This is a genomic window from Streptococcus fryi, from assembly GCF_053206505.1.
In genome coordinates this window covers 28,795-47,928 of record NZ_JBRUGW010000013.1, presented here as the reverse complement: position 1 = coordinate 47,928, position 19,134 = coordinate 28,795, and the positions used below count along the sequence as shown (strand labels likewise).

Annotated in this window: 23 protein-coding genes and 1 pseudogene; 19 read left to right on the top strand and 5 right to left on the bottom strand. The window is 36.8% G+C overall.

All coding sequences use genetic code 11. The features are described 5' to 3' along the window. The first annotated feature begins 134 nt into the window (after nucleotides 1-134). Both ACVRZH_RS05000 and ACVRZH_RS04995 read left to right on the top strand, forming a co-directional pair. A complete protein-coding gene (locus tag ACVRZH_RS05000; RefSeq protein ID WP_447454225.1) occupies nucleotides 135-761 on the top strand; it encodes an ArsR/SmtB family transcription factor in 627 nt (208 codons plus the stop codon). A 469-nt stretch (nucleotides 762-1,230) separates the two neighbouring features. Beyond that, a pseudogene (locus ACVRZH_RS04995) lies at nucleotides 1,231-1,503 on the top strand (IS982 family transposase); the annotation flags it as partial. A 181-nt stretch (nucleotides 1,504-1,684) separates the two neighbouring features. Here the strand turns inward: ACVRZH_RS04995 and ACVRZH_RS04990 are convergent. Together ACVRZH_RS04990 and ACVRZH_RS04985 are read right to left on the bottom strand one after the other, a co-directional pair. Further along, on the bottom strand, nucleotides 1,685-1,927 hold the full coding sequence (locus ACVRZH_RS04990; RefSeq protein ID WP_447454224.1) for a GIY-YIG nuclease family protein: 243 nt from the start codon (nucleotides 1,925-1,927) through the stop codon (nucleotides 1,685-1,687). A gap of 7 nt (nucleotides 1,928-1,934) precedes the next feature. Next, nucleotides 1,935-2,687 carry a tRNA1(Val) (adenine(37)-N6)-methyltransferase gene (locus ACVRZH_RS04985; RefSeq protein WP_447454223.1) on the bottom strand — a complete coding sequence of 251 codons (753 nt, stop codon included), beginning with the start codon at nucleotides 2,685-2,687 and terminating at the stop codon, nucleotides 1,935-1,937. A 61-nt stretch (nucleotides 2,688-2,748) separates the two neighbouring features. On the opposite strand from ACVRZH_RS04985, the gene ACVRZH_RS04980 reads away from it, so the two are divergent. The 3 genes from ACVRZH_RS04980 (at nucleotide 2,749) to ACVRZH_RS04970 (ending at nucleotide 5,536) form a co-directional block, all read left to right on the top strand. Then, nucleotides 2,749-3,504 (top strand): lysophospholipid acyltransferase family protein, encoded by a 756-nt coding sequence (locus ACVRZH_RS04980; RefSeq protein WP_447454222.1) that lies wholly within the window; start codon nucleotides 2,749-2,751, stop codon nucleotides 3,502-3,504. A gap of 144 nt (nucleotides 3,505-3,648) precedes the next feature. Further along, entirely contained in the window at nucleotides 3,649-4,398 is a 750-nt protein-coding gene (locus ACVRZH_RS04975; protein ID WP_447454221.1) for an alpha/beta fold hydrolase, read from the top strand. A gap of 16 nt (nucleotides 4,399-4,414) precedes the next feature. Continuing rightward, nucleotides 4,415-5,536, top strand: coding sequence for an Mbeg1-like protein (locus ACVRZH_RS04970; RefSeq protein WP_447454220.1), 1,122 nt, complete (start codon nucleotides 4,415-4,417; stop codon nucleotides 5,534-5,536). Between the two features lie 207 nt (nucleotides 5,537-5,743). On the opposite strand, the gene ACVRZH_RS04965 is transcribed toward ACVRZH_RS04970, so the two are convergent. Next, a complete protein-coding gene (locus tag ACVRZH_RS04965; RefSeq protein ID WP_447454219.1) occupies nucleotides 5,744-6,895 on the bottom strand; it encodes an iron-containing alcohol dehydrogenase in 1,152 nt (383 codons plus the stop codon). Nucleotides 6,896-7,105: 210 nt separating this feature from the next. Here ACVRZH_RS04965 and ACVRZH_RS04960 point away from each other — a divergent pair, with 210 nt between their 5' ends. Next, entirely contained in the window at nucleotides 7,106-8,635 is a 1,530-nt protein-coding gene (locus ACVRZH_RS04960) for an ABC transporter permease/substrate-binding protein (protein WP_447454218.1), read from the top strand. Beyond that, nucleotides 8,636-9,367 (top strand): ATP-binding cassette domain-containing protein, encoded by a 732-nt coding sequence (locus ACVRZH_RS04955; RefSeq protein ID WP_447454217.1) that lies wholly within the window; start codon nucleotides 8,636-8,638, stop codon nucleotides 9,365-9,367. A gap of 168 nt (nucleotides 9,368-9,535) precedes the next feature. Here ACVRZH_RS04955 and ACVRZH_RS04950 read toward each other — a convergent pair whose 3' ends face one another. Continuing rightward, nucleotides 9,536-10,045, bottom strand: coding sequence for a thioredoxin family protein (locus tag ACVRZH_RS04950; RefSeq protein WP_447454216.1), 510 nt, complete (start codon nucleotides 10,043-10,045; stop codon nucleotides 9,536-9,538). 238 nt (nucleotides 10,046-10,283) lie between these two features. Between ACVRZH_RS04950 and ACVRZH_RS04945 the strand changes: the two genes are divergently transcribed. The 11 genes from ACVRZH_RS04945 to ACVRZH_RS04895 all read left to right on the top strand — a co-directional run bounded on the left by ACVRZH_RS04945 (nucleotide 10,284) and on the right by ACVRZH_RS04895 (nucleotide 17,875). Then, nucleotides 10,284-11,663, top strand: coding sequence for an MATE family efflux transporter (locus ACVRZH_RS04945; RefSeq protein ID WP_447454215.1), 1,380 nt, complete (start codon nucleotides 10,284-10,286; stop codon nucleotides 11,661-11,663). 260 nt (nucleotides 11,664-11,923) lie between these two features. Next, the gene (locus ACVRZH_RS04940) at nucleotides 11,924-12,253 is read left to right on the top strand and encodes a dATP/dGTP pyrophosphohydrolase domain-containing protein (RefSeq protein ID WP_447454214.1); all 330 of its coding nucleotides are present in this window, start codon (nucleotides 11,924-11,926) and stop codon (nucleotides 12,251-12,253) included. A 106-nt stretch (nucleotides 12,254-12,359) separates the two neighbouring features. Further along, the gene (gene trhO, locus ACVRZH_RS04935) at nucleotides 12,360-13,343 is read left to right on the top strand and encodes an oxygen-dependent tRNA uridine(34) hydroxylase TrhO (RefSeq protein ID WP_447454213.1); all 984 of its coding nucleotides are present in this window, start codon (nucleotides 12,360-12,362) and stop codon (nucleotides 13,341-13,343) included. A gap of 185 nt (nucleotides 13,344-13,528) precedes the next feature. After that, entirely contained in the window at nucleotides 13,529-14,035 is a 507-nt protein-coding gene (locus ACVRZH_RS04930) for a hypothetical protein (RefSeq protein ID WP_447454212.1), read from the top strand. A 3-nt stretch (nucleotides 14,036-14,038) separates the two neighbouring features. Next, nucleotides 14,039-14,563, top strand: a complete 525-nt coding sequence (locus ACVRZH_RS04925) for a hypothetical protein (protein ID WP_447454211.1) — start codon at nucleotides 14,039-14,041, stop codon at nucleotides 14,561-14,563. Nucleotides 14,564-14,566: 3 nt separating this feature from the next. Beyond that, nucleotides 14,567-15,076, top strand: a complete 510-nt coding sequence (locus ACVRZH_RS04920) for a hypothetical protein (protein WP_447454210.1) — start codon at nucleotides 14,567-14,569, stop codon at nucleotides 15,074-15,076. Nucleotides 15,077-15,079: 3 nt separating this feature from the next. Continuing rightward, nucleotides 15,080-15,604, top strand: a complete 525-nt coding sequence (locus ACVRZH_RS04915) for a hypothetical protein (RefSeq protein ID WP_447454209.1) — start codon at nucleotides 15,080-15,082, stop codon at nucleotides 15,602-15,604. Nucleotides 15,605-15,607: 3 nt separating this feature from the next. Further along, entirely contained in the window at nucleotides 15,608-16,117 is a 510-nt protein-coding gene (locus tag ACVRZH_RS04910; RefSeq protein WP_447454208.1) for a hypothetical protein, read from the top strand. A 3-nt stretch (nucleotides 16,118-16,120) separates the two neighbouring features. Further along, a complete protein-coding gene (locus tag ACVRZH_RS04905) occupies nucleotides 16,121-16,645 on the top strand; it encodes a hypothetical protein (protein ID WP_447454207.1) in 525 nt (174 codons plus the stop codon). Between the two features lie 3 nt (nucleotides 16,646-16,648). Continuing rightward, nucleotides 16,649-17,155, top strand: coding sequence for a hypothetical protein (locus ACVRZH_RS04900; RefSeq protein ID WP_447454206.1), 507 nt, complete (start codon nucleotides 16,649-16,651; stop codon nucleotides 17,153-17,155). Nucleotides 17,156-17,263: 108 nt separating this feature from the next. Further along, nucleotides 17,264-17,875 carry a glutathione S-transferase family protein gene (locus tag ACVRZH_RS04895; protein ID WP_447454205.1) on the top strand — a complete coding sequence of 204 codons (612 nt, stop codon included), beginning with the start codon at nucleotides 17,264-17,266 and terminating at the stop codon, nucleotides 17,873-17,875. Nucleotides 17,876-17,929: 54 nt separating this feature from the next. Here the strand turns inward: ACVRZH_RS04895 and ACVRZH_RS04890 are convergent, their stop codons facing one another. Beyond that, nucleotides 17,930-18,106: a DUF3042 family protein gene (locus tag ACVRZH_RS04890; protein ID WP_447454204.1), complete on the bottom strand. Its 177-nt coding sequence runs from the start codon at nucleotides 18,104-18,106 to the stop codon at nucleotides 17,930-17,932. Nucleotides 18,107-18,244: 138 nt separating this feature from the next. On the opposite strand from ACVRZH_RS04890, the gene miaA reads away from it, so the two are divergent. Continuing rightward, complete coding sequence (gene miaA / locus ACVRZH_RS04885; protein WP_447454203.1) at nucleotides 18,245-19,129, top strand: tRNA (adenosine(37)-N6)-dimethylallyltransferase MiaA; 885 nt, start codon at nucleotides 18,245-18,247, stop codon at nucleotides 19,127-19,129. Nucleotides 19,130-19,134 lie beyond the last annotated feature (5 nt).

Here is a 19,134-nt window from a genome sequence, read left to right as displayed (position 1 = left end):
ATGTATTAAGAATTCTAGTATCTCGTTCATAACAAAATCCTCCGCTATCTCTAGTATAGCAGAGGATTCACTCTTAGTTTATGAAACTGTTATTTGAAAACGATGTTTTCTTCATGCGTTTGTCGTGAGATTTTATGGGTCCAGATGTCTTCACTATTACAAAACTTTTAGCTAATGAATCACGTACACAAATTCTTGATATACTTATGGATGGAACTGCCCACACTGTAAATGAAATTGCTTCCTATACCAATTTAAAGCAACATACCGTCAGCTACCATCTTAAGTTAATGACAGAAGCTAACTTATTAAAAGTTGAATCTTATGGAAAATTTCGATACTATTCTATAAAAGATACCCCTACAATAAAAATCTTTGAAACTTTAAGCATCTATTCTCCTGAACGACCTGTAAAAAGTTATAACCAACATTTTAGAAAAAAAGAACTAAAAAAAGCACGAACATGTTACGATCATATTGCAGGTGAACTTGGAGTTGCCATTACAGAATCCTTTATCAAACTAGGTTTCATCGAAGAAAATAAAAAAGACTTTTACATCACTCCACTCGGTCAACGATATTTTTATGAAAAGTTTAACCTTGATATTGAATTATTACGTCATAAAAAAAGAAGCTTTTGCATAAAATGTCTTGATTGGAGTGAACGTAAAAATCATATTGCAGGTTCTCTAGCCAAGGAAGTTCTTGATTTACTCATCAAAAGAAATATAGTAAAAAAAGCGATAATTCTAGAGCACTAAAAATTTCTAGTCACGGTGTTGATTTTTTAAAAAATGAGTGGAAAATTTTGATTGATAAGGATTAGCTTAAAATCTATACAACATTTTAGGAAATATCTATCCAGATTTTAAGTTTATTTGATTATTTTACTAAATCATTATCTACCTACAAATCTTTGGGGTATTCTTATTATCTATAACCACTCGTCATTTATCAAAACTTACCCAAAATTCATTCCAATCTGTTTTAGTTTTCAGTTTCTGTAATGATTGGAAATCCTTTTGAATGGGAAGTCCTTTCTAAAAAATTTTCTGATAAAAATCTCGTCCTGATTCATTATTATCAACAGATAAAATTAACCCGTGGTGCTAGTTGATGTCAAAGTATACTAAAAAGCCCATCATTTATAATGGAGTATAGCACAATTAACTCAAATATGTTCTCAATGTTATCGTGATTATTGTCCCAAATCACTAAAACATCTTAAAAATGTTGGCCTCTCTAAGGTTTTTGAAGCTAAAAGATAAGTTGGGACATAAAGGCTATCATTTGTGGACGCCCTTGCGTCAAAACATGGCCGGTGCAAAGCAGCATAACGACAGGCAGTTACTAGCATGGAGACGGACAATTGAAACTCGCTTTGCGGAACTTTGTTCTCTATTTGATATTGAGCAGACGTTGGCTATGGGACTATCTGGATTACAATTGAGACTTGAACAATTCATACTAGCTTATAATTTGAAGTATTTTGAAACCAACTAGCACCACGGGTGTTTGTTGTTATTTTTTAGGTGGTGTAAGCAGAAAATGCCTTCTTCATTTTTGAACAAAAGGGTCAACAATTCCCGTATTGCAAATAGCTTTTCAGAGTCATTTTATTAGCCATACGCTATGACCTCTTTTGTTACTATTTGTTATTGTATTAGGTTGTGATTTTGCAAAATTAAGTGTTGTCATGCTTGTTGATATATTTTAACTTGGCTTGTCTGTTTTTACGTTTAAAAGCAGCTTCAGCTTTCATTGCTGAGGATTTATCATCAAAGGATTCAAAATAGATGAGTTCAACTGGAAGGCGTGTTTTAGTGTACTTAGCCCCTTTACCAGCATTATGAGTCTTTAATCGCCTATCAATATCAGTTGTGTAGCCAGTATAGAGCGTGTTATCAGCACATCTCACAACATACATATAGCTTTTAGTCTCTTTTACCATAATAAATCTCAAAAATATGATCTGTATAGTCTCCGTTATCTTTATGAACGATGAGTGGTGGAAGGATGGTAAAACCATCAAGAGAGCCATCTTTGATGGCTTCTATGAGTAACATATTAGCTTCTCTGTTTTCTTTGGGATAAATAAACTGTAGGCGTTTAGGTGCGAGTTTGTATTTTCTAAGGGTGTCCAAGATATCAATAAAACGATCGGGACGGTGAACCATTGCTAAACGGCCATTGCTTTTTAGGACTTGTTGACTAATCTGACAAACCTCATCAAGATTGGTTGTGATTTCATGTCTAGCAAGTAGATAGTGCTCGCTGAGATTCTTTTTTTCACTATTTTCAGCTTTGAAATAAGGTGGATTACACAAAATGAGATCGACCTTAGAACGCGAGATATGGTTAAGCAGATTTTTAAGGTCATCATTGATAACGGAGACTTGTTGTTCTAGTTGATTCAGTTGAACGGAACGTTTCGCCATATCTGCCAGTCTTTCTTGTAATTCTACCAAGATGATATCTGCCTTGGTTTGTGTTGAGGCAAATAAGCCGACAGCACCATTTCCAGAACAAAGGTCGATGATAAGGCCCTTACTTGGTAGTTTTGGAAAACGTGATAAGAGTACACTATCAATAGAATAGCTAAAAACATCTTTATTTTGAATGATTTTCACATCTGTGGAGAAGAGCTGGTCGATCCTCTCCTTATCTTTTAAAAATTCTTGAGTCATGATATAATATTACCATATCTTAGTGACGCAAGTCCATTGCTAAATATAAGGAGAGAATGACGTGTTTTATACCTATCTAAGAACGTTAGTGGTATTCCTACTATGGATCGCTAACGGTAATGCTCATTACCATAATCGTGACAAAATCCTGTCTGAAACAGAAAATTATATTTTGGTTGCTCCTCATCGTACGTGGTGGGATCCTATCTACATGGCTTTTGCGGCACGCCCCAAGCAATTTATCGTGATGGCAAAAAAAGAATTGTTCAAAAACCGTATGCTAAGCTGGTGGCTGAAAATGTGTGGTGCTTTTCCGATTGATAGGGAGAATCCTAGCACAGAGGCTATTCGTTATCCTATTAACGTGTTGAAAAAAAGCAATCGCTCTCTGCTTATGTTCCCTAGTGGCAGCCGTTATTCGAAAGATGTCAAAGGAGGAGTGGCTGTCATTGCCAAAATGGCTAAGGTCAAAATTGTTCCTTCTGCCTATTCAGGTCCGATGACTTTTTCAGATCTCCTAAAGGGTGAACGCGTAGATATGAACTTTGGAGAAGCGATTGATATTTCAGATATTCGTAAAATGAATGACGAAGGCATTGAAGAGGTAGCTCGCCGTATTCAAGACTCTTTTGACCGTTTAGACCAAGAAAATCAAGCTTATAACGATGGGCGTAAGGTCAATCCTCTCATGTATCTCATACGCATTCCAGCGATGGTGATTGCTATTGTTTGGATACTTGCGACGCTAATTTTTAGTTTAATTGGTAGTTTTGTATGGAATCCTGATAAACATAGGGATTGGGACAAGAAGAAATAAGATGAAACCTAGTTAGGTCACTCATTTGAGATGGGAGGTGCACCTGGCTAGGTTTTTCTTCTATTATTGGAAAATTGTTTTTCTGACTTTGTATGTAAAATATGATAATATAATTCTTAATAGAAAGCGTTAGTGAGGTGAAAGATGCCAAAAGTATATTTTTTAGATGGATTGGGAAGTAATGACTACTATACATTACCTTTAAAAGAGGCTTTTTTTAAACAAGGGATTGAATTGCTGTATCTAGCATTGCCAGGACATCCTGCTAATCGAGATTATCATATAGAGGATATGACGGATTTAGTCAGATGGTTTGAAGAACAGGTAGATGAAGATAAAGTTGTTGTCATGGGTTTTTCATTAGGTGCTGATTTAGCCAGTATTTTAGCGATGACAAGTAAAAAAATTGAGCGTCTGATTTTGCTAGACGGTGCTGTCACAGATTTTACAGCCTATCCTCTTGATAAGGAGTTGACAGCTGCTAAGACGCATATGTCGATGATGGTATTGGAGGATTTGGAAGCCTATTTGGCTGAGCAAGCCCGTCAAACAGAGGATTGGAATAGTGTCTTAGAGCAAGCTGAACGAGCATCATTTGAAAAACGAGAAGATGGCAATTATTATCTGGCTTTAGATGAAGAGATTGTCCTTAATCTACTTAGTATTCGCCATCAATTTGGTAATGTTTTGACACGTGTTGATTTTCAGACACCAACATTGGTCATTATATCCGAGCAGCCTAAACAGTTATTAACAGAAAAGCAATCTTTACTAGCTAAAGCTTCCAAAGAATATGTGAGTAGTCTTGTTTTAAAAGGAACATCGCATCAGCTTTATCTTGAAGCACCAGAAAAAATTGTAACGGCGACACGCTTCTTTTTAGATGCTTTTTAAAAAAGGAGAGTAACTGATGTCTAATATTTTAGATTATGTTCAGGAGACAGGAGCTATTTCATTTGATGATATGCCTGTCAATGAATTGGATGTTGCAGTTCTTAATGAACTGGCTTATCTGCCTCTACAAAAACCTCAGCAGGAAAGTCTTAAACAGCGCTTTTTACCTTTAAAGGAGCTTATTAGCAGTACAAGCTTTTCCCTTAAAGAAGTGGTGCCTAGTTTTATGATGACTCAAAATCGTGTGGCACTGTTAAAGTCAGTTTTGCTAAGTCACCGCTATCAGGACTTGCAGTTTGGTTACTACATCAATGAGGTTGATAGTTTATTTGAGAAACAATTTGCTGCAGTTGTGGCTTATTTACCTGTTATTGATTATTATCAGTTAATTTTTAGAGGGACTGATGAGACCTTTGTGGGTTGGAAAGAGGATTTTAATATGACTTATATGAGTGAAATTCCTGCCCAACGTTCAGCTTGTCAGTATCTCAGCCATTTTTTAACGAGTCATCCTCATAAACTGACTGTTTCGGGTCATTCAAAAGGAGGTAATTTGGCAGTTTACGCAGCTAGTTTTATACCAAATTCGCTTCAAAACTATCTTGAAACAGTTTATATCTTTGATTCCCCAGGCCTTCATGAGCAGGTATTAGAGCGAGATGGCTATCGACAGATTCGCCATAAAATAAAAGCCTATAAGCCTAAAGAATCTATTGTTGGTGTAATGCTTGCTTCGGATATTCAAGCCCATATTTTAGAGAGTAAAGCAAGAGGTATTTTGCAACATGATTTGTTTAACTGGCAAACGGCTAATAATCAATTTGTTCGAGTTGATGAGTTGACGCATCTTAGCCAGAGCCTTCAGAAAACCTTTAATGAATGGATGAAAGAATATAGTAAACATGAGTTAAAAGAGATGAGCGATACTTTTTTTGACTTATTTTTCAGTTTGGGAATTGATAATCTGGACGACTTGAAAGCAGCTGATTTGAAAACAGCCAAGATTTTCTTAGAAACTCTTTCTCATTTAGATAGTCATAAAAAAGTTTTATTGTTTAATGCTTTAAAGACTTTGCTAGGCATCTATCGTCAAAATAGTTTAGGCTTGACGATTAAAAAAAGCAAGCCCGTTAGGTAAGGGTGCTTGCTTGATCGGTTATAGATGTTGAGAGATGGCTGACTAAAATAGTTGATAATGAGATTATACGTTTGAGATAAGATTATCAACAAAGGCTTTAAAATACCTGACTTCAACGATAAAAAGCGAACAAGAGTGACTTCTGAGTATCAGAAAAGTCATTTTGTTCGCTTTTTGTGTTTTTGATAGTATGCTATCTTGAAAAGTTTAGAACAGTTCTTTATAGAATGCAATGGTTTCTTCTAGTGTTGGCATAAATGGGTTACCTGGGGCACATGCGTCGATTAGGGCATTTTTAGACAGATATTCAAAATCAAAGTCTTCTTCTTTAATGTCTAGCTCTGTCAATTTTTTAGGGATACCAACGGTTGCTGATAATGTTTCGATTGCTGAGATAGCGTAGTCAGCACATTCACTATCTGATTTTCCTGAAGTATCAAAACCAAGTGCTTTAGCAACGTCACGGAAAGCTGCTGGTACCCGTTTGGCATTTTCACGTTCAATAATTGGCAGAATCATGGCACAGCAAACGCCGTGAGGAAGGTTATAAACAGCACCAAGTTGGTGGGCCATTGAATGGACATAGCCAAGACCTGCGTTGTTGAAGCTCATACCACCTAGGAAAATGGCATGAACCATGGCTTCACGTGCTTCGATGTCCTGTCCGTTGGCAACGGCACGTGGTAGGTATTCTTTGATGAGTTCGATAGCACCCATTGAGAGTTTTTTGGTGACACCATAAGCACCTGGTGTAACGAGAGCTTCAATGGCATGTGTTAAGGCATCCATACCTGTTGCAGCCGTTAAATCTGCTGGTTTAGATAACATTAACTCTGGGTCATTGACAGACATGATAGCAAGGCTATTTTTATCAACCATTACCATTTTAACCTTACGCTCTTCGTCCGTGATAACATAGTTGATAGTGATTTCAGCAGATGTTCCGGCAGTAGTATTAATAGCCACAACAGGAAGACCTTTCTTTTCAGATTTATGCAAGCCTTCATAGTCTTGTGGTTTACCGCCATTTGTTGCCATTACGGAGATACAACTTGCAGCATCTTGTGGAGATCCACCTCCTGCTGAGATGATAAAATCACACTCATTTTCGTGAAGAACCGCTAAACCATCGTAAACGTTTTGACAAGTTGGATTAGGGTCAACTTTACTGAAAATAACATAGTTAACACCTGCTTCATCAAGTGGTTTTGTTATTTTAGGTAGAATATCGCTAGAACGGATATACTCATCAGTCACTAGGAGTGCTTTTTTATAGCCGAATTCCTTGATATAATCACCAATTTCATTGATACAACCACGACCAATCAAGTTAACCGCAGGGACATAAAATGTTGCCATTGCAACAACCTCCTTAAAATATATTATTATTTTGAATTTCTACATAATCATTATACTTGAATTATATTGTGAAATAAAGCACAAAACCAAAAAATAAAATGACTTTTGACTGTTTAAGTAGTATTGAGAGGTGTAAAAACCGTTTTTAGTCATTACGTGTTATACTAAATAGTGATTAGATGAGTTAAGTAATAAGATATTGGAGTAGATATGACTGAATTATTAGCCTTTTTGAACGAGAATCGTTCTTTTTTCACAACTTTGGTGATAGAACATGTGATGATGACTTTTTTGGCCTCATCCTTAGCAACTGTATTTGGTATTGTGATTGGTGTGGCTATATCTAAGCGTCCAAGATTAGCATCGCTTGTAATTTCTCTGGTTAATGTGCTTTATACTATTCCTTCTATTGCATTGTTGGGCTTTTTAATTTCAGTGACAGGGATTGGTAATACGACGGCGATTATAGCCTTATCATTATATGCTTTGTTACCAATGGTAAGAAGTACCTATGTAGGTATCACTGGGATTGATAAAAAGCTGCTTGAAGCCAGTGAAGCAATGGGAAGTACTAGGTGGCAAGTACTTGTCAATGTGCAGTTGCCCTTAGCTTTTCCGGTTATTTACGGGGCTATACGCAACATGGTTACCATGACGATTGCCTTAGCAGGTATAGCCTCTTTTGTTGGTGCAGGCGGCTTGGGGGTGGCGATTTATCGTGGCATTACGACCAACAATCAGAGTCTTTTATTATTGGGGAGTGGCTTGATTGCCGTTTTGGCATTACTTATTGATGGTATTTTGGGTTTTATAGAGAAAACCCAGAGTAAAACCACTTTTAAAATGGGACGCTTTGTTTTGTATGCCATGTTGACTATTTTTGCACTATGTTTCTTTTTTCAAAAAATGCCCCAAAAAGAAAACACCTTACACATCGCCTCTAAACCAACTACGGAAAGCTATATTTTGTCTGAAATGTTAAGGCAGGTCATTGAAGATAGGACAGATTATCATGTTAAGGTAACGCATGGTGTCGGAGGAGGAACGGCTAATATTCATCCAGCCATTGTTAAAGGGTCTTTTGACTTGTACCCAGAATACACGGGAACAGGTTGGCAAATTGTTTTAAAAGAAGAAGCAGCTTATAGTGAGAGCTTGTTTCCAGAATTGGTTAGTCAATATGAGAATGATTACCATTTGACTTGGAAGGGAATGTTTGGCTTTAATAACACTTATGGTTTGGGTGTGAGAAAGGACTTGGCAGAGCAGTACCAACTAGAAACATTTAGTGATTTAGCGAAGTTTTCAAGTCAACTGACTTTTGGTGCAGAATATGATTTCTTTGAACGCGAAGATGGCTTTAATGGTTTAACTAAGGCCTATGATATGACTTTCAAAACTGTTGTTGATATGGATAATGGTTTGAAATACCAAGCCCTTTTGGACGGACAAATTGATGTTATGACAGTATTTACAACGGATGGTCAATTGGCTAATCCAGACATTGTTGTGCTAAAAGATGATTTAGCTTTTTACCCATCATATAAGGCAGGAGTTGTGGTGAGAGAAGGTGTGGTAGATATGTCGCCAGAGTTAGAAGAAGCAATTGAACTCTTTAAAGACCGTTTGGATGAAAAAACGATGGCTCAATTAAATTATCAAGTTGAAGTGGCAAAGGAAAGTCCAGCAAAGGTTGCTAAAGATTTCTTGACACAAAGAGGATTGCTGAAAGGAAAGTAGATGGAGAAGATAGTAGAATACAAACAGGTCAGTAAATATTATGGTGACTCGGTTATTATTGATCATTTTAATTTGACCATTGGTAAAGGTGACTTCCTTTGTATTGTTGGCAGTTCAGGTTCAGGGAAAACAACTATCATGAAGATGATTAATGGCTTAATTATGCCTGATAGTGGGCTTGTACTGGTTGAGGGAAAACAGATTACCCACAGCGAGTTGATCGAGCTTCGTCGTAAGATTGGTTATGTCATTCAAGGCAATGCTTTATTTCCTCATATGACTGTTGGTGAAAATATCGGCTATGTACTGCGTTTAGAGAAAGTATCTGCTGCTGAATATGACAAACGTATCAAAGAGAGTTTGCAATTGGTTGGTCTCTCAATTGATTTGATAGATAGGTATCCTGATGACCTATCAGGTGGTCAGCAACAAAGAGTTGGTATCGCAAGAGCTTATGCGAATCACCCCAATATTCTTTTGATGGATGAACCTTTTGGTGCTGTGGATTCTATCACCAGATATCAGCTCCAGAAAGATCTCAAATTGATTCACCGTCAAACCAATTGCAGTGTTGTGTTTATTACGCATGATATTCAAGAGGCCTTCAAGCTAGCGACACATATTTTAGTTTTAGATAAGGGTAAGATTGAGCAGTTTGGGACAGTTGATGAAATCAAAAATAGGCCTAAAACACCTTTTGTTAGAGACTTGATCCAGATGAGTCAAATTTAGAGCATAAGACGATTGTTTTGAAATGTCTTGTTAATCACCTTGTGGTTTGACGATATTATCATAAAAAAGAGATAGGTGTATCGGCGTGTTTCTCAGTTGTTAGATGTCGTGTCTAACAATTGGTGCACTTTGATATGGCTCCTATCTCTTTTTTAACTGTTGTAAGTGTTATAGCGACGTTTTTAGAAAGTCACTAATGTCATCAGTGCTTGTTTCCGGTTGGATGTCAAGTGAACGGATGACTTTTCCTTGTTGGACGGTGATCAATTGTGGTACTGTTGAGATGTTATTGCTTTGAGCAAATGCGATCATTAAGTCATGACTATCGTCGGTATTGATGTAATAAATGGTGAAATCAGGATTGTTCTGATAGACCTGATTGAGTTTTGGGACAAAGGCCTGACAGTGTGGACAGGTTTCTCTACCCATATAAACAATGTTTAGCTTATCAGACTGGATGACTTCTTCAAATGTGTCACTTGTCAAACTGATGAACGGCTCAATAAGTGTTTCATAGCTAGCTTGTTCAGCATTATTAGTTTTATTGTTGGCTTGCTGTACTTCTGTGTCTTTTTGAACCGGTTTTTCTGTATTCTTATTTTGATAAAAATATAGTGCCAGTAGTATAGCCAAACTAAGGATAATAAGAGTTGAGACGATTTTTTTACGAGTTGTCATAAGTTTCTCCTGTATGTGATACTTTCTGTTTCTATTTTACTATATCATTCATGAGGCTTCAATTATTTCTAGTCTTTTGACTAAGAAAGAAATTATCTTCTGAGTGACTATGGTTTAAAAAAACCAGATTTTACATGGCATTTCCTATTTGACAAAATGATAAGCAGTTTATATAATAGCCTCGCTGAGATTATTTATTTAACTAAGAAAAAGATAACGATAAGAGAAGGGAAATGACATGTCTGAATCCGTAACGCCCAATCCTTTAGGTTACAAGCCTATACCACAATTACTTGCTGCAAATGCTGTTCCAGCTGTTATTGCCAATATGGTGAGTGCCTTATACAATATTGTTGACCAAATTTTTATTGGCAGAGGAGTCGGTTACTTGGGCAATGCTGCGACTAATATTGCATTTCCACTAACAACGATTTGTTTGGCACTTGGTTTAATGACGGGGATAGGAGCTGCTGCTAATTTCAATATTGAATTAGGTCGAAAAAATCCAGATCGTGCAAAATATGTTGCAGGGTCAGCCTTAGGGACGCTAGTTATTTTAGGTGTTATCTTATCCTTGCTAGTTGTCGTATGTCTAAAGCCGCTATTACTCTTTTTTGGCGCCACAGACCAAATACTGGCCTATGCCATGACCTATACCAGTATAACTGCTCTAGGTTTGCCTTTTTTACTGCTATCCATTGCAACTAACCCGCTTGTAAGAGCTGATGGTTCCGCTACATATTCCATGATGGCCATAATAGTCGGAGCCTTATTGAATATTGTATTAGATGGCTTGTTTATGTTTGTTTTTCATTGGGGAATTGCAGGTGCTGCTTGGGCAACAGTCATTAGCCAAATGATTTCTGCGATGGTGTTACTAGGCTATTTTAAACGTTTTAAGTCCGTAAGGTTTACCTATAAAGATTTTATCCCTCGGTTAGATGCCTTGAAAGTCACTGCTGTTTTAGGGATGACTTCTTTTGTATTTCAATTTTCGAATATGATTATTCAGGTGACAGCCAATAATTTATTAAATGTCTATGGCGCGAGTTCGGTTTATGGTAGCGATATTGCTATCGCAGCGGCTGGAATTGTCACCAAGGTTAATATTATTTTTATAGCCATTATTATTGGTATTGTACAGGGCTCTCAACCGATTTGTGGCTTTAATTACGGGGCTAAAAAATACGGCCGTGTCCGTCAGACCTTAGGCTTAGTCTTGAAGGTATCCTTTCTGATTTCTTTGTTGGCCTTTGGTATTTTTCAGCTGTTTCCTAAAGAGATTATCAGCTTATTCGGGCAAGGCAATCCGACTTATTTGACGTTTGCGACTCACTATATGAGAGTTTTTTTATCTCTTGTTTTTTTGAATGGGATTCAGATTTCAATAGCAACGTTCTTTCCTGGTATAGGTCGTGCTAAGAAGGGAACTGTTCTAGCAGTCACTAAACAAGTAGGCATTTTATTGCCATTGATGATATTCTTACCACGTTTTTTTGGAATTGATGGGATTATTTATGCTTTTCCGTTGACTGACTTACTAGCCTTTATTTTGGGGGTGATTTTCTTGAAAGATGAATTTCAGAAGATGCCTAAAGTCGATTTGTCAGAAGCGTAAGATGTTTCAAATGATAGTTGTGTGACAACAGTCGTTCTTTCATACAAAATCGTTCTGTTGTTTTGTCATCAAAAGTCTTGTTAGGTTAGTCGAAACCTTATTTTGAAAGGGTTTTGACCTATTGGATAAGGATACTTAAAACAGTTATTGTTACATTGATTAAGAGGTTAGGGACTGTGTCTCAACCTCATTTTTTCTTGATAAACAAAGGAAATGACGTTATACTGAGATTATCTAATTGAAAAGACAGGAGAATTAAGATGTCCAGATTTACAGTTGAACAGATGCACGACTTGCAAAAACAGATGCATGAGCAACACAAGAACAAATGGCAACCCAATACTCTTGCGACTGGTCAAGATAAATTGATGTGGATGCTTGGTGAAGTAGGAGAGGTCATTGACATTTTAAAAAATGCCACTCCAGAAACCATCGTCCAAACCCCAGAGCTAAGAGCTCATTTTGTTGAGGAAATGGTCGATGTCCTGATGTATTATAATGACGTTCTTTTGTCGTTTGGGATTTCACCACAGGAGTTAGAAGACGCCTATCGTCAAAAAGTGGATAAGAACATGACCCGCTGGCAATAAGTTTCAGTTCGGAAGTTTGCCTTTGTGAACTATTCACGATATACTCTTATAGTTGGCTATTTTCTAGCTTACAAAATCTATTGCAAAGATTTTAAGGAGAAAACACATGACAAAACCAATTCGCGTATTGCTCTATTATAAATATGTCGCAATCGAAAATGCTGAACAATTTGCAGCAGACCATTTAGCCTTCTGTAAGTCTATCGGTTTAAAAGGGCGTATCCTTGTTGCTGATGAGGGAATCAACGGAACAGTTTCTGGTGATTATGAAACAACTCAGAAGTACATGGATTACGTGCATTCATTGCCAGGTATGGAAGATCTATGGTTCAAGATGGACGAAGAAGATGAGCAAGCCTTCAAGAAAATGTTTGTTCGTTATAAGAAAGAGATTGTCCATCTAGGTCTTGAAGATAATGATTTTGATAATGATATTAACCCACTTGAGACAACAGGTGCTTACTTGTCGCCTAAAGAGTTTAAAGAAGCCCTTCTTGATGAAAATACAGTTGTCTTAGACACACGTAACGACTATGAGTATGATCTCGGTCATTTCCGTGGGGCAATCCGTCCTGATATCCGTAACTTCCGTGAATTACCACAGTGGGTACGTGATAATAAGGAAAAATTCATGGACAAACGTGTCGTTGTATACTGTACAGGTGGTGTTCGTTGTGAGAAATTCTCAGGTTGGATGGTCCGTGAAGGGTACAAAGATGTCGGTCAGTTACATGGTGGTATTGCAACCTATGGTAAAGATCCAGAAGTTCAAGGCGAACTTTGGGACGGTAAAATGTATGTCTTTGATGAGCGTATTGCAGTAGATATTAACCATGTTGATCCAGTCGTTATTGGTAAAGACTGGTTTGATGGAACACCATGTGAACGTTATGTTAATTGTGGTAACCCATTCTGTAACCGCCAAATTCTTGCTTCGGAAGAAAATGAAGCTAAGTATCTTCGTGGTTGCTCGCATGAGTGCCGTGTTCACCCACGCAATCGCTATGTGTCAGAGAATGGCCTTAGTCAAGAAGAAGTTGTAGCACGCCTTGCAGCAATTGGTGAAAGTTTACCATCACAAACAGCATAGTATTTTTCGGTTATAAGCTGTTTTGTAACGTAAGACTACTGGGAAATAATGCTATTGAGAGGTTAGGAGATCATCCTAACCTCATTTATTTGAATTGAAGACAGTATGTTGTTGCAAATAGTCATCAAGGATTAATTCAAGGGGATTCCCTAAAAGCAAAAATTATCAAAATAGGAGAGATAAATATGAAAGGAAAATTACCATTTGTTGCAGTATTGATTGTGATTTTATTCCTCCTATTTGGCATAACCAAACTGTATATATCTTACAATCTTTCTTACTATGCGGGCTATTATGTGCAACAGTTACCAAGAAAAGAAGGTACTAATCCAGAAATGGCTCTTTTGTTGGAAAATCTTGATTTCGGACCTAATGTTGAGGTTGACGGTATCACCTATGATACAGATGGGAATGGGAATATTATAAAAAATAAAGACTATTATTTAGGAAATGGTGAATTATTTGATCTATGGATAACATCCAGTGACAAATATTTTGAATTTAATAAAAAAGGGGAGTTTTTGAGATATTTTGAGGGCTATCCTGATGAAGTCTTTACAGATGATAACTATAAAGCCGAAGCTCAAGCTTATTTAGATGAAATGTTACTACCAATCTTAGAGGCTCAACCCAAGCCGAGCATTACCTTACAATGGTTATTTGACCAAAAATATGAAAAGCGGTTTAATTAGGAAATGAAACAGAAACTTATATTAGTCACAGTGTCAGGTTTTACAGTTCTTCTCTTATTTGGTATAGCTAAACTATATATTGGCTATAACCTTTCACGTTATGCAGGGTATTATGTGCAATACATGCCGAGAAGGGAGGGGGTTAAACCAGAATTAGCCATTCTTGTTGAACATCTCCATGATATTGATGAGCCTAAAAATAGTGAGGTTTATTACGACTTGGATGGAAATGGGAGTATTCAATTAAAAGATAAGGATGTCTGGATATCTTATTACTATATAGACAATACGTATGTTATAAGGAATTACGACCAAGATGATTGGTTTGCGATTGACGAGTATGGTCAGTTTGCATATTATAAAAGTCGGTCTCGATTTGGACGCAAGCACCTCACAGATGATAAATATAGAGTCGAAGCTCAAGCCTATTTAGATAAAATGTTGCCACTAATTTTAAAAGCACAAAAGCAACCTGATATGAACTTACAATGGTTGTTTAACCAAAAATATGAAAAGCGGTTTAATTAGAAAATGAAACAGAAACTTATATTAGTCACGGTGTCAACTGTTATAGTTCTTCTCTTACTTGGCATAGCTAAACTCTATATATCTTACAATCTTTCTTATTATGCGGGCTATTATGTTCAACAGTTACCAAGAAAAGAAGGCACTAATCCAGAGCTTGTTATTTTGTTAGAAAATGTGGATTATGTGTCAAGTATTGAGATTGACGGTATCACCTATGATACAGATGGGAATGGTTCAATTAATAAAATAGGGGAATACCATCTCATTTATACAACCACGTCATTTGATTTATGGTTGGATTCATCTCATAAATACTTTGAATTTAATAAGAGTGGTGAATTTATAAGGTATTTCGAGGGTTATCCTGATGAAGTCTTTACAGATGATAGCTATAAAGCAGAAGCTCAAGCTTACTTAGATGAAATATTACCACCAATTTTAAAAGCACAAAAGCAACCCGATATTAACTTACAATGGTTGTTTAACCAAAAATATGAAAAGCGGTTTAATTAGGAAATGAAAAAGAAACTTATATTAGTCACAGTGTTAGCTGTCATAATTCTCCTCTTACTTGGTATGGGGAAACTGTATATTGGCTATAACCTCTCACGCTATGCGGGGTATTATGTGCAACACATGCCGAGAAGGGAGGGGGTTAAACCAGAATTAGCCATTCTTGTTGAACATCTCCATGATATTGATGAGCCTAAAAATAGTGAGGTTTATTACGACTTGGATGGAAATGGAGCGATTTTATTGAGTGAAGAGAATACTTGGATATCCTACTATTACATAGACAATACATATGTTATAAGGAATTATGACCAAGATGATTGGTTTGCAATTGATGAATATGGTCAGTTTGCCTATTATGAAAGTGGCAGTAAATTTGGAGATAAGCAGCTCACAGACGATAAATATAGAGTTGAAGCTCAAGCCTATTTAGATAAAATGTTGCCACCAATTTTAAAAGCACAAAAGCAACCTAATATTAACTTACAATGGCTGTTTAACCAAAAATATGAAAAGCGGTTTAATTAGGAAATGAAAAAGAAGTTTATCTTATTCACAGCATCAACTGTCATAGTTCTTCTCCTATTTGGCATAGCTAAACTCTATATATCTTACAATCTTTCTTACTATGCGGGATACTATGTGCAACAGTTGCCAAGAAAAGAAGGAACCAATCCAGAAATGGCTCTCTTATTGGAAAATCTTGATTTCGGACCTAATGTTGAGGTTGATGGTATCACTTATGATACAGATGGGAATGGTACAATTATAAAGGACGGTAAGTATTATGTTTCATATAGCGACTTATTTGAATTAAATATTTGGGAAGATGATAAACGATATTTCTTTAATAAAGATGGTTCCTTTAAATATTATGTATTAACTAGTGACTATACCCAAAAGCATATAGATTCAGTTTATCAAAATGAGGCACAATTGTATTTAGATGACATTTTTCTACCAATCTTAGAGGCTCAACCCAAGCCGAGCATTAACTTACAATGGTTATTTAACCAAAAATATGAAAAGCGGTTTAATTAGGAAATGAAAAAGAAACTTATATTAGTCACAGTGTTAGCTGTCATAATTCTCCTCTTACTTGGTATGGGGAAACTGTATATTGGCTATAACCTCTCACGCTATGCGGGGTATTATGTGCAACACATGCCGAGAAGAGAGGGGGTTAAACCAGAATTAGCCATTCTTGTTGAACATCTCCATGATATTGATGAGCCTAAAAATAGCGAGGTTTATTATGACTTGGATGGAAATGGAGCGATTTTATTGCGTGAAGAGAATATTTGGATAGTTTATTATTCTATAGATAGTACATATGTTATAAGAAATTACGACCAAGATGATTGGTTTGCGATTGATGAATATGGTCAGTTTGCCTACTATGAAAATAGCAGTAAATTTGGAGATAAGCAGCTCACAGACGATAAATATAGAGCCGAAGCTCAAGCCTATTTAGATAAAATGTTGCCACCAATTTTAAAAGCACAAAAGCAACCCGATATTAACTTACAATGGTTGTTTAACCAAAAATATGAAAAACGGTTTAATTAGGAAATGAAACAGAAACTTATATTAGTCACGGTGTCAACTGTCATAGTTCTTCTCTTACTTGGTATAGGGAAACTCTATATATCTTACAATCTTTCTTACTATGCGGGATACTATGTGAAACAGTTGCCAAGAAAAGAAGGAACCAATCCAGAAATGGCTCTCTTATTGGAAAATCTTGATTTCGGACCTAATGTTGAGGTTGATGGTATCACCTACGATACAGATGGGAATGGTTCAATTACAAAAAATGAGGATTATCATTTAATCTACACTTCAACTTTTGATTTGTGGATAGTGTCTAGTGACCAATATTTTGAATTTAATAAAAAAGGGGAGTTTTTGAGATATTTTGAGGGTTATCCTGATGAAGTCTCTACAGCTGACAAATATAAATCTGAAGCTCAAGTCTATTTAGATGAAATGTTACTACCAATCTTAGAAGCTCAACCTAAGCCGAGCATAAACTTACAATGGTTGTTTAACCAAAAATATGAAAAGCGGTTTAATTAGGTAAGTTATAGCAATCATATGAAAACTCTGATGGTCTATTATAGTAAAAAGATGACAGAATGATAGCACTATGATAAACTAAAAGAAAAACTAATGGAGGTTTTCGTGATGAAACTATATTATGCACCAGGTACTTGTGCCTTGGCATGTTGGATTGCACTTGAGTGGGCAGGTGCAGATTATCAAGTTGAGAAAGTAACGCTTGGTTCACCTGAGTATTTAGCTGTTAATCCTCTTGGTATGGTTCCGGCTCTCGATGTACCAGATTACCGCATTGTGACCCAAGCAAATGCTATTTTACAATATATTGCAGACTTGTATCCAGAGGGCGATTTAGGTGCTGATGAAGGTGTCAATGCCCAATCAGAATTTAATGAAATCATGGCTTTCTTGACGGGTGACTTCCATCCAGCATTCTGGCCAATGTTCTCACCAAATCGTTATACCGTATCATCAGATTCAAAAGCGCTTGAGTCAGTTGTTGAAGCTGCCTATGCTCGTATTGATCGTGCGATGACTTTCCTAGATGGTTTAATTGGTGACACGGGACATGTTTATAAAGATAAACGTACTGTTGCAGATGCTTACGCTTTTGTAATGGCACGCTGGTCTGTAAAAACACCAAAACCTTGGACAGAGTATCCAAACTTAGCCCAATTCATGAAAGAAATGGAAAAAGACCCAATTGTGGCTGATGTATTAACTGCTTCTAAAAAATAAACGTAACAAAAAAAGTAGGCTAGGAATTTTTTCCTAGCCTACTCTTCTTAGTGATTAGCGAGATACACGGCGACGAGCTGCTTTTTTACGGTTTTCTTCGATAAAAGCAATCTTTTCTTCTTCTGGGTCGATAATTGTTTTCTTAACTGCGAAAACAGCACCAGCAACTGCAGCAGCAGTTCCAACAACGCCAGTAGCCAAACCTTTAAGGAATTGGAATTTTTTAGACATGATTATTCTCCTTTTGAATAAATTTCTGTTGTGTGCAACAGATACTAGATGATAGTGGCAAACAAGTGAAACTTGCCTTTACCATCTTTGTGTTATAATTATAGTAACGAAAAAAAGATTAAATTTCAAGGAAAAAACATGAAAGTAAAGATTATTCTTGTTCTGGGACCTACAGCGGTTGGTAAGACGGCGTTAGGGATAAAGCTGGCTCAAAAATACAATGGTGAGATTATCAGTGGCGATAGCCAACAAGTCTACAGGGAATTATCTATTGGTACTGCCAAGGCGACTCAGGAAGAACAAAATGCAGCTAGGCACCATTTGATTGATGTACGCGATGTCACAGAGTCTTACTCGGCTTATGATTTTGTTCAAGAGGCTGAGGACGTCATCAAAGAGCTTAGTCAAGCTGGGAAATTGCCAATTATTGTTGGTGGAACGGGTTTGTATGTGCAAAGCTTGATTGAGGGTTACCACCTAGGTGGTTCCGTTGATCAAGAAGCACTACTCCGATATCGGTCTGAATTGGAACAGCTAGATGACAAGGTTCTATTTGATATGGTTGACTCAGCTGGTTTACAGATCAAAGAGATCAATCGTAGGCGGGCCATTAGAGGTCTAGAACTTCACCAATTTGCAAGTGAATTAGACAACTCAAAACCTGACTATGAGGTGCTGTTGATAGGTTTGACAGATGACCGTGAAATTCTCTATGAACGTATCAATCAGAGGGTGGATAGGATGCTTGAACAAGGCCTGCTTAATGAGGCTAAATGGCTCTATGAACATTATCCTCATGTACAAGCCAGTCGTGGCATTGGATACAAGGAGCTATTTCCTTATTTTGAAGGAGAGCAGACTTTGGAAGAGGCAATTGACAAATTGAAACAACAGACGAGGCGTTTTGCAAAGCGTCAATTAACTTGGTTTAAGAATCGAATGTCAGTTTCTTTTTACCAGATATCTGATCCCGATTTCGAAAAGCAAATTGAACAGGCAGTTGAGACTTTTTTAGCAGACTAGTCAAT

Bases quoted from the DNA above. Each gene is read 5' to 3' on its own strand.
- ACVRZH_RS05000 (WP_447454225.1), top strand. From the start codon at position 135: ATGGGTCCAGATGTCTTCACTATTACAAAACTTTTAGCTAATGAATCA.
- ACVRZH_RS04990 (WP_447454224.1), bottom strand. From the start codon at position 1,927: ATGTATGTTGTGAGATGTGCTGATAACACGCTCTATACTGGCTACACA.
- ACVRZH_RS04985 (WP_447454223.1), bottom strand. From the start codon at position 2,687: ATGACTCAAGAATTTTTAAAAGATAAGGAGAGGATCGACCAGCTCTTC.
- ACVRZH_RS04975 (WP_447454221.1), top strand. From the start codon at position 3,649: ATGCCAAAAGTATATTTTTTAGATGGATTGGGAAGTAATGACTACTAT.
- ACVRZH_RS04970 (WP_447454220.1), top strand. From the start codon at position 4,415: ATGTCTAATATTTTAGATTATGTTCAGGAGACAGGAGCTATTTCATTT.
- ACVRZH_RS04965 (WP_447454219.1), bottom strand. From the start codon at position 6,895: ATGGCAACATTTTATGTCCCTGCGGTTAACTTGATTGGTCGTGGTTGT.
- ACVRZH_RS04960 (WP_447454218.1), top strand. From the start codon at position 7,106: ATGACTGAATTATTAGCCTTTTTGAACGAGAATCGTTCTTTTTTCACA.
- ACVRZH_RS04955 (WP_447454217.1), top strand. From the start codon at position 8,636: ATGGAGAAGATAGTAGAATACAAACAGGTCAGTAAATATTATGGTGAC.
- ACVRZH_RS04950 (WP_447454216.1), bottom strand. From the start codon at position 10,045: ATGACAACTCGTAAAAAAATCGTCTCAACTCTTATTATCCTTAGTTTG.
- ACVRZH_RS04945 (WP_447454215.1), top strand. From the start codon at position 10,284: ATGTCTGAATCCGTAACGCCCAATCCTTTAGGTTACAAGCCTATACCA.
- ACVRZH_RS04940 (WP_447454214.1), top strand. From the start codon at position 11,924: ATGTCCAGATTTACAGTTGAACAGATGCACGACTTGCAAAAACAGATG.
- trhO (WP_447454213.1), top strand. From the start codon at position 12,360: ATGACAAAACCAATTCGCGTATTGCTCTATTATAAATATGTCGCAATC.
- ACVRZH_RS04930 (WP_447454212.1), top strand. From the start codon at position 13,529: ATGAAAGGAAAATTACCATTTGTTGCAGTATTGATTGTGATTTTATTC.
- ACVRZH_RS04925 (WP_447454211.1), top strand. From the start codon at position 14,039: ATGAAACAGAAACTTATATTAGTCACAGTGTCAGGTTTTACAGTTCTT.
- ACVRZH_RS04920 (WP_447454210.1), top strand. From the start codon at position 14,567: ATGAAACAGAAACTTATATTAGTCACGGTGTCAACTGTTATAGTTCTT.
- ACVRZH_RS04915 (WP_447454209.1), top strand. From the start codon at position 15,080: ATGAAAAAGAAACTTATATTAGTCACAGTGTTAGCTGTCATAATTCTC.
- ACVRZH_RS04910 (WP_447454208.1), top strand. From the start codon at position 15,608: ATGAAAAAGAAGTTTATCTTATTCACAGCATCAACTGTCATAGTTCTT.
- ACVRZH_RS04905 (WP_447454207.1), top strand. From the start codon at position 16,121: ATGAAAAAGAAACTTATATTAGTCACAGTGTTAGCTGTCATAATTCTC.
- ACVRZH_RS04900 (WP_447454206.1), top strand. From the start codon at position 16,649: ATGAAACAGAAACTTATATTAGTCACGGTGTCAACTGTCATAGTTCTT.
- ACVRZH_RS04895 (WP_447454205.1), top strand. From the start codon at position 17,264: ATGAAACTATATTATGCACCAGGTACTTGTGCCTTGGCATGTTGGATT.
- ACVRZH_RS04890 (WP_447454204.1), bottom strand. From the start codon at position 18,106: ATGTCTAAAAAATTCCAATTCCTTAAAGGTTTGGCTACTGGCGTTGTT.
- miaA (WP_447454203.1), top strand. From the start codon at position 18,245: ATGAAAGTAAAGATTATTCTTGTTCTGGGACCTACAGCGGTTGGTAAG.